Source organism: Thermoplasmata archaeon, assembly GCA_035632695.1.
Lineage (GTDB): Archaea > Thermoplasmatota > Thermoplasmata > RBG-16-68-12 > RBG-16-68-12 > RBG-16-68-12.
Genome location: DASQGG010000079.1, coordinates 1 through 7,689 on the forward strand (window position 1 = coordinate 1; position 7,689 = coordinate 7,689).

The following is a 7,689-nucleotide window of genomic DNA, read 5'->3' on the forward strand; positions in this document are numbered from 1 at the left end:
TGACGTCCGCGAGCTGCCCCACCGCGGAGTCCATGTGGGCCGCCTCGGAGTCCTTCATCCAGACGGGCACGTACTGGTTCACGATCAGGCTCAGGAACGTGAGGAACACGAGGAGGGCCATGATCGTCCCGACCGTCGACGCCACACCGCGCTCGTCCCTGCGAAGATCGCGACGAATCACGACGACCATCGAGTCACCTGTAGAGAACCCTCTCCGGTGGGCATTACATCGCGCCAACCCGGGTTACGCTATTTATAGGTGTCGTGCTGAAATTCCACGAGTGAGAATGAATCGGTTTTCTCCATAGAACGAGGGTTTTCGTGGGGCCGATTTTTCGGGGTCATTTTCAGGCTGCGAACCCATCGTTTTCGTACAATTCGCGGCTTCGAATTCCACGGCGCTCCGCGGCCTCAGGGAGGACGCGCATGTGCCGCGGCGTACACGAGGCTCGCCTCACCGAGCATGAACCGCTTCATGCCGTCGATCGAGGCGTACTCGTTGGGCGCGTGGGCTCGCGAACCGTGTCCGAGGCCCGACGCGACCCAGGGGAGCTTGAGGTACTCGTCGAAGGCGAACGCGGGCATCGTCCCACCGCTCGTGGGCCATACCTCCGGCTCCCGGTCGTGGGCCCGCACGGCCTCGACCGCGGCGTGCGCGATCCAGGAGTCCGGGTCCGTCTTCGCGGCCCCGTATGGGCCGTGGACCTGAATCTCGAGGTCCTCGAAGCCGCGCTTCCGCAGGTGAGATCGGAGCTTGCGCAGGGTGCCCTCCACGGTCATGTCCTTCACGAGCCGAATGTCGACCTTGGCGTACGCCTCGTGCGGGAGAATCGTCTTCGTGCCGCCGTGCTCGATGTAGCCCGCGTAAAGGCCGCAGATGTTGATCGTCGGGTCAAAGAGGTACTTGCGCAGGAGGGCGTCCTTCGGCAATCGATACTTGAACTTGGCCGTGCGCTCCTCCCGCAGCCACGCCTTCGGATCGAACCTCTTGGACAGGGTCGCGATCATCTCGAGGTCCCGCTTCGTGGGAGGGCGCACGTCGTCCCAGAACCCCTCCACGAGAGGTCGCTGGGTCTTGCGGTCGACGAGGGTGTCGAGCGCCTGCACGAGCCGCCACACCGGGGAATCGATCCACACCGCGTTCGAGCTGTGGATCTCGCTCTCCATGGGGCCACCCTTCTTCGGGTTTCCGCGCGACCAGATCGTGAGGTACAGGCACCCCTTCACGCCCAGGTAGATCGTGGGCACCCCGCGCAGATCCTCCGTGTAGTCGTTCGCAATGGCGCCATCCGCCTTGAGCTCGGCGCGATGGGTCCGGACGAACTCGATGAAGTTGGCGCTGCTGATCTCCTCCTCGCCTTCGGCGAGGATCTTCAGGTTCACGGGCATCTCGTCGACGTCTCGGATCACGCGCCAAGTGTGCAGGTGGCCCATGAGCGCTCCCTTGGAGTTCGTCGATCCTCGGGAGACCACCGCAGGCCCGACGCCCTCCACGTCATGGATCTCCGCGGCAAAGGGAGGCGAACGCCACGCGGCGAGGTCGCCCACGGGCTGGACGTCGTACATCTCGTACTCGACGAGGGTCGTGTCGGCGCCGACGTCGAGATACCCGATGACGAGCGGGTGGCCCCCCTTGGCAAACGTCTTCGTCTTACACCCGAGCTCGGCCATGGCGGACCGAACCCGCTCGGCGCACTCGGCGACACCTTCGCCCGTGGCGCTGACGCTGGGCTGGCGCAGGAGCTCCCGGGTCTTCTCGAGCCCTTCCGGGAATCGCCGGTTCAGCGCCTCGTAGACCTCCGGCGGCGCGATCTCTTTCATCGGCGCGGGGATATGGCCGGAGACGATAAGGATGAAGGTGGGCCCGCCCGCACGACCGGGAAATGCACCACCACTCGCCGCGGGAGCCGCACCCAGGAAGCGCGGCCCTGGAACATGCCCATTGCCTCAGGCATCCCTCGTCCCGCGCTCTGCAGGCAGCAAACTATTTCTCCCGCGAACCGTTCGGTCGCGTTGCGCCGCGGTAACTCAGTTTGGGAGAGTGCGAGACTGAAGATCTCGAAGCCGCCGGTTCGAGCCCGGCCCGCGGCACTTCCTCCCGACTCCGGGCGCTCGACAACCTTTTTATCGGGAGACCCGTTCGTCGCTCGTCCCGCCTTAGCTCAGCCTGGTCAGAGCGGGTGACTGTAGAGTGCTCCCGCGGACACGGCGTTCGCGGTGCCCGCTGGCATCATCAGGCCCCCGGTTCAAATCCGGGAGGCGGGACTCCCCTCTGGCGGCGCCGCCCGTGGTCGCGTCTACAGATTCATGAGCCGGTCGGCCGTTGCCCTCGCATGGTCCACTTCCCGGAGATGTTCGAGAAGCTCCCCCTGACAGACGTCCCCATTCCGGGCGTGCACGTGCGACTCCTCCGCGGTCCGACGGCCTCCGCGATCTTCTGGGAGGCCACCCAGGACACTTCCGTGCCGGAACACGAACACGGCGCGCAGTGGGGCGTCGTCCTCGAGGGAGAGATCCGGCTGACCATCGGATCTGCAGCCCGAACCTGCCGCCGCGGGGACGGGTATTTCGTGCCTGCGAGGGTGCCGCACGCGGCGGTCCTGAAGAAGGGGGCGCGTGTGATCGACTTCTTCGATGACCCGAATCGATATCGCGAAAAGGGGTGACGGCTAGAACATGGGCGTCTGCGCACGGGCGATCTGCGCACTGAGCCGATCGATGTACGCCTTCATGCGGACCAGGATCGTCTTCGCCTCGATGACCCCGAGGATCGTGCCGTCCTTCACGACGAGGACCCGGCGTGTCCCGCGGTCCACCATGAGCTGGGCAACCGCATCCAGGGCGGCGCTTCCTTCCACGGAAACGAGGTTGCGGCTCATGATCTCCTCGAGCCGCACGGCCTCGGGGTCGCGGTCCTCCGCGACGACGCGCGCAACGAAGTCCCACTCCGTCGCGATGCCGGCCGGTTTCCCGTCCGCGGTGACCACGATCACGAAGCCATGGTGCTTCTCGCGCATCTCGCGCGCAGCTTCCAGGACAGACGTGCCGCTCGGGAGGCGGAGGATCTCCTTCTCCACGATGTCCCTGGCGTAGAGGACCATCCTTTCACCCATCGTCATGGGAGCACTTATGCCTTCTCACGCTCGGGCCGCGGACCGGGGAACAGTACTTCTAGGACTGCAGATTAGGGTGAATCCGCCATGCCTCGTGGACGCCGGGTCGCCCTGGCCGCCTTGCTCGCCGGAGGCCTCGCGCTGGCCCTCTGGGCCACGTCTGCGCCGGCGGCCGCCCACGCCGACTTCCTCGCCTCGACGCCGGCACCGTACGACATCTGGAACGTCGCACCCGCGTACGTGAGCGTGACCGTGTCCGAGGCCGTGCAGCCCGGCTCGCCCACGATCACGGTCACGAATGGCACGAACCATCGCGTGGACACGGGCCCCACCCAGCTCTCGCCCACGGACCCCGCGACCTTCGCGGTTCACCTGCTCAGCGGCATCGGACCGAGCGTGTACACGGTGACCTGGAGCGTGGTCTCCGCGGACGACGGGCACTTCACGGCGGGGACGTTCTACTTCATGATCGCCTACCGCAACGGCACGCTGCCCGGGGCGTTCCCGCGCACCGGGGCCGTGAGCCAGAGCCAACCCATCTCGCCGATCGACGTGTCGTTGGATGCGGCGAACTTCATAGGATTCGCGATCGCGTTCGGCTCGACCCTGGTCGCCGCCCTCCTGTGGTCGCCCATGGCCTTTGCCGGAGCGGCCGAGGGGCGTGCGCCTCCCGCGGAGGGTTTCCGCGCCCTCCTGAGCTTCGCGCGCTTGGGCGCGTGGATCTTCGCGGCCGCGGCGGCGGGGCTGTGGGCCGAGAACCTGATCCTCTCGCCGCCCTCGGGCCTCGGCGGCGTGGTGGGTTCGACCTTCCTGCTCTCGACCCTGACCCAGGCCGCCATTGGGATCGCCATGGCGCTCCTCCTCACCCATCTCCTGCGACGTGGGCGCGCGGGCGGGGCGTGGAGCGAGCGCGCCTGGGAACTCCTCCCGACCCTGTTCCTCGGATTCCTCGCCATCCTCGCGGAGGCGGCGGCGAGCCACGGTGCCGCGACGCAAGCCTGGTGGCCCCTGGGCCCCGTCGCAGACGCGGTCCACCTGTACGGCGCCGCCCTGTGGGCCGGCGGGCTCCTGGCCCTGCTACGGACTCGCCGATGGCTCCGGGCGCCGACCCCCGCAGACTTCTCGGAGGGACTCCTGCGCGCCTTCTCCCGACTCGCGTTGCTCGGCGTCGGACTCCTCGTGGCCGCGGGCGCGGGACTCGCCCTGTTCCTGGTGGGCACGGTGGGCGGCCTCCTCGGCTCGAGCTACGGCTGGGTCATCCTGGCAAAGACGGCCCTCCTCGTCCCCATGGTCCTCCTCGGGGCGTGGAACCGCCGCAGCCTTCGGCGGGAGCCCGAGGCGCCGCCCACCCCCGAGGGCGTCGAGCGCCTCACGCGGACGGTCCGGTTCGAGGCCATGCTCGGGGTCGCCATCCTCGTCCTGGCGGGACTCCTCGCGACGATGAATCCCGCGGCGGCGCCGGGGCCGCAGAACGCGACGTTCACCCTGGACGCGACCGCGGGAGGACTCTACGCGATCTTCCAGGTGAACCCGTGGCCGAACGGGCCCGGGAGCTACATCTTCCAGCTCGTCCTCTACTACGCGGGCAACGGCACGCCGTACTACCCGGGAGCCAACGCCACGCTCTCGTTCCTCCTCGAGGGCGGCAACGGAACGTGGGTCACCCTCGCCCTCGAAGGACCGCACGGGAACCACTACTTCGTGGAATCGTCCGTGCTGGACGCGACCGGGACGTGGGATCTCCGCGCGACGGTCCGCGGGCCGCAGGGGACCCCCGTGGAGTTCGGGTTCGCAGTCCGACTCCCCTCGTGATGTCGGACGGCTTTGTCAAGGCGTGTGCCGAGGGCGAAGCTATTAAGAGCGCGGCGGGCCCTTGGGCTGTCAGACAAAGGTCCGACTGACCTCCAAGGGATGGGTATGGGAATCCTCCGCTGGGTCCTCGGGTCCCGCCGCTCCGACGATGAGGAGGACGAGGAGGACCGGAAGGGCGCGTGGAGCAACAAGCGATCCCGGAAGCATCCCTCCAACCCGAACGCGTACAAGATCGAGGTGGACGGGGAGTCGCGCCAGATGCGGGGCGAGGGCCCGCCCTTCTCGTTCTGGTCTTCGGCGCGGGTCATCCTGATCCTCTCCTTCCTCCTGTGGTGGATCCAGCCCGCAGGCCCCATGATCGCGGGCTACGTGGGCGGGCGGCGTTCCGGCTCGGCCATGAAGGGCGTGTTTGCCGCCATCCTGCCCGTGGTCATCGTCCTGATCGCGAACACGGCGTACACGCGCGGGATGGGTTCGACCCAGATCGACCTCGTGGCCTCCCTGCCCCAGGCCATCGCGGGCGGCGCGGCGAGCATCCTCCCGTTCCTCATGCCCTACAAGGACTTCCTCGTCGGCTACATGACGGGGTTCGTGAAGGCCCTCCAGAGCACGTTCGGCATGGGGACGAACGGATACCTCATGGTGATCATCTTCGCGTACATCGGTGGCCTGATCGCGGACCAGACCCGGCGCGAGCTGTACTACAAGAACGGCTCGAGCCAATCCGTAGGCTTCAACCTGATCCAGCCCCTGTTCGGCGGACACCGCGCCGTTGCGGCGGACGAGGACGACTACGAGGACGACGAGGAGCTCCGCGAGATGCGTCGGCCGGTCCGGGCACGAGCCCGGGGCCACGGCGACGTCCAGATTCACTCGGGTCCGAAGCGCCGCCGGCACGGCTCCCCGGTGAGGTTCGAGGAGTACCGAAAGCTCAACGGAGAGACCGTCGAAGGGCACTCGGCCCGGCACCTCGGGCGCGCCCGCGCGCGCGACGAGGAGGACGAGGAACCTGAGGAGGAAGAGGTTGTCGCATCGCGCACGCACCACGCGCCCCCGTCGGGCGCGAGGGAGCACCACTCGAAGAGCCACGCGGCTGCCGAAGAAGAAGAGGACGCGGAGGCGGTGGCCCGCCGGGAAGCCCAGGAAGCGCGCCGGCCGCGGCAGCGGAGCCACGAGGAAGAGGTCGCGATCCAGAGGTTCGTCGAGCGCGCGCTCCGCCAGTACGAGCATCCGACGCGCTGAAGTCGCAAGCTTTTTATCGGACGCCCCGCTCGGAACGGCGCGGATGTTCTGCCCCAAGTGCGGCTCGCTCATGTTCCCCGTGGACGGGCGGCTGCGCTGCAACGCCTGCGGCATGGAACGCTCCCTCTCGGGGAAGGACGTGACCGTGACCAAGGTGATCCGGCAGACCAAGGAGAAGCCGGCGGAGACCCTCGTCCTCGACGAGATCACGGAGACGCTTCCCAAGACGCGCGTGGAGTGCCCGAAGTGCGGACACTACGAAGCGTTCTGGGTCATGCGCCAGACGCGGGCCGCGGACGAGCCGACGACGCGCATCTACCGTTGCGTGAAGTGCGGCAACACGTGGCGCGAGTACTGAAGGCGGGAGGCTCCCCGGCCGTCCATCCGGGAACCTTTATTACGGTTGACCGGATTGTCGGCCGGACTTTCGGGGGAGACGGATGTTCGAGGCGAAACTGAAGGCAGAGGTTCTCAAAGAACTGGTCGACGTGGTCTCGACCTTGGTGGACGAGGCCAAGCTCAACGTCGGCAAGGATTCCGTCACGGTCAAGGCCGTGGACCCGGCCCACGTGGCCATGGTGGACCTCTCCCTCGACCGCGGTGCGTTCGAGTCCTACAAGGCCGAGGAGGCCGAGCTGGGCCTCGACATGGACAAGATGAAGGAGATCCTGCGCCTCGCGAAGGCAGGCGAGGCCATCTCGATCGCCCACGACGAGGACAAGAACCGGCTCGTCGTCACGGTCGGGAACACGACCCGACGCATGTCCCTGGTGGACACCGCGGGCATGAGCGACCCCAAGGTGCCGAGCCTGAACCTCCCTGCGAAGGTCGTCGTCCGTACGGACGAGCTCCGCCAGGCGATCCGGGCGTCGGAGAGCGTGAGCGACCACATCGCCCTCAAGGCGTCGCCGGAAGGGTTCGAGGTCGTATCTGAGGGCGACACGGACACCGTGTCCCACATGGTGCCCAAGGACCTGCTGGAAGAGCTCCAGGCCAAGGACGCGGTGCGCTCCCTGTTCCCACTGGACTACTTCTCGAACATGGTCAAGGCGATTAGCACGGCGCCCACGGTCGCGCTGTACTTGGGTACCGACTATCCCGTGCGGATGGAGTTCAAGATCGCGAGCGGCAAGGGCGAAGTCAAGTATTTGCTTGCGCCAAGAATCGAAAGTGACTGATTTCGTACAATTCGTGACGGTTTTTTGCTGAATCGCTCAGAGTTCCGTCCAACCGAAGTCTCCGCGCGCTGCTCCTGCATCTACAGAACACGTAGTCAACAGTGTCCTGCGCTCCGAGGACCATGTAGTTCCTCATGAGCAACGGGGTCGTCTTGGCATACCTGGGTGGACTCTTCGATGGCGACGGGTACTTCAAGATCACGAAGAACTTTCGGACGCCCAGGATCAAGCACCCATACTATGCTACGGTCTTGGGAGTGGCCCAGCTCTGGCCTGGTCCCGCTGTCCGTCTTTTCGCAGATTGGCTCGGCGGCGAGGCGAAGCGGATAGTAACGGCACATGGT

The 7,689-nt window shown here is 66.7% G+C and carries 9 protein-coding genes and 2 tRNA genes; 8 read left to right on the top strand and 3 right to left on the bottom strand.

Going from position 1 to position 7,689, the window contains the following annotated elements; all coding sequences use genetic code 11:
• Both VEY12_05985 and VEY12_05990 read right to left on the bottom strand, forming a co-directional pair.
• A partial coding sequence (locus VEY12_05985) for a hypothetical protein (protein HYM39678.1) occupies nucleotides 1-190 on the bottom strand: 190 nt, incomplete at its 3' end.
• 221 nt (nucleotides 191-411) lie between these two features.
• Nucleotides 412-1,821, bottom strand: a complete 1,410-nt coding sequence (locus VEY12_05990) for a M20/M25/M40 family metallo-hydrolase (GenBank protein ID HYM39679.1) — start codon at nucleotides 1,819-1,821, stop codon at nucleotides 412-414.
• A 196-nt stretch (nucleotides 1,822-2,017) separates the two neighbouring features.
• Between VEY12_05990 and VEY12_05995 the strand changes: the two genes are divergently transcribed.
• The 3 genes from VEY12_05995 to VEY12_06005 all read left to right on the top strand — a co-directional run bounded on the left by VEY12_05995 (nucleotide 2,018) and on the right by VEY12_06005 (nucleotide 2,666).
• Nucleotides 2,018-2,091: transfer RNA gene (locus VEY12_05995), tRNA-Phe, on the top strand.
• 60 nt (nucleotides 2,092-2,151) lie between these two features.
• Nucleotides 2,152-2,265 (top strand) — tRNA-Tyr (locus VEY12_06000).
• 68 nt (nucleotides 2,266-2,333) lie between these two features.
• The gene (locus VEY12_06005) at nucleotides 2,334-2,666 is read left to right on the top strand and encodes a cupin domain-containing protein (protein ID HYM39680.1); all 333 of its coding nucleotides are present in this window, start codon (nucleotides 2,334-2,336) and stop codon (nucleotides 2,664-2,666) included.
• Nucleotides 2,667-2,669: 3 nt separating this feature from the next.
• Here VEY12_06005 and VEY12_06010 read toward each other — a convergent pair whose 3' ends face one another.
• Nucleotides 2,670-3,101: a CBS domain-containing protein gene (locus tag VEY12_06010; GenBank protein ID HYM39681.1), complete on the bottom strand. Its 432-nt coding sequence runs from the start codon at nucleotides 3,099-3,101 to the stop codon at nucleotides 2,670-2,672.
• Between the two features lie 99 nt (nucleotides 3,102-3,200).
• Here VEY12_06010 and VEY12_06015 point away from each other — a divergent pair, with 99 nt between their 5' ends.
• The 5 genes from VEY12_06015 to VEY12_06035 all read left to right on the top strand — a co-directional run.
• Nucleotides 3,201-4,925 (top strand): CopD family protein, encoded by a 1,725-nt coding sequence (locus VEY12_06015; protein HYM39682.1) that lies wholly within the window; start codon nucleotides 3,201-3,203, stop codon nucleotides 4,923-4,925.
• A 105-nt stretch (nucleotides 4,926-5,030) separates the two neighbouring features.
• On the top strand, nucleotides 5,031-6,167 hold the full coding sequence (locus VEY12_06020; GenBank protein HYM39683.1) for a hypothetical protein: 1,137 nt from the start codon (nucleotides 5,031-5,033) through the stop codon (nucleotides 6,165-6,167).
• Nucleotides 6,168-6,210: 43 nt separating this feature from the next.
• Nucleotides 6,211-6,525, top strand: a complete 315-nt coding sequence (locus VEY12_06025) for a transcription factor S (protein HYM39684.1) — start codon at nucleotides 6,211-6,213, stop codon at nucleotides 6,523-6,525.
• A gap of 82 nt (nucleotides 6,526-6,607) precedes the next feature.
• The gene (pcn, locus tag VEY12_06030) at nucleotides 6,608-7,345 is read left to right on the top strand and encodes a proliferating cell nuclear antigen (pcna) (protein ID HYM39685.1); all 738 of its coding nucleotides are present in this window, start codon (nucleotides 6,608-6,610) and stop codon (nucleotides 7,343-7,345) included.
• 134 nt (nucleotides 7,346-7,479) lie between these two features.
• A partial coding sequence (locus VEY12_06035) for a hypothetical protein (GenBank protein HYM39686.1) occupies nucleotides 7,480-7,689 on the top strand: 210 nt, incomplete at its 3' end.

Bases quoted from the DNA above. Each gene is read 5' to 3' on its own strand.
- VEY12_06005 (HYM39680.1), top strand. From the start codon at position 2,334: ATGGTCCACTTCCCGGAGATGTTCGAGAAGCTCCCCCTGACAGACGTC.
- VEY12_06015 (HYM39682.1), top strand. From the start codon at position 3,201: ATGCCTCGTGGACGCCGGGTCGCCCTGGCCGCCTTGCTCGCCGGAGGC.
- VEY12_05990 (HYM39679.1), bottom strand. From the start codon at position 1,821: ATGAAAGAGATCGCGCCGCCGGAGGTCTACGAGGCGCTGAACCGGCGA.
- VEY12_06010 (HYM39681.1), bottom strand. From the start codon at position 3,101: ATGGTCCTCTACGCCAGGGACATCGTGGAGAAGGAGATCCTCCGCCTC.
- VEY12_06025 (HYM39684.1), top strand. From the start codon at position 6,211: ATGTTCTGCCCCAAGTGCGGCTCGCTCATGTTCCCCGTGGACGGGCGG.
- VEY12_06020 (HYM39683.1), top strand. From the start codon at position 5,031: ATGGGAATCCTCCGCTGGGTCCTCGGGTCCCGCCGCTCCGACGATGAG.
- pcn (HYM39685.1), top strand. From the start codon at position 6,608: ATGTTCGAGGCGAAACTGAAGGCAGAGGTTCTCAAAGAACTGGTCGAC.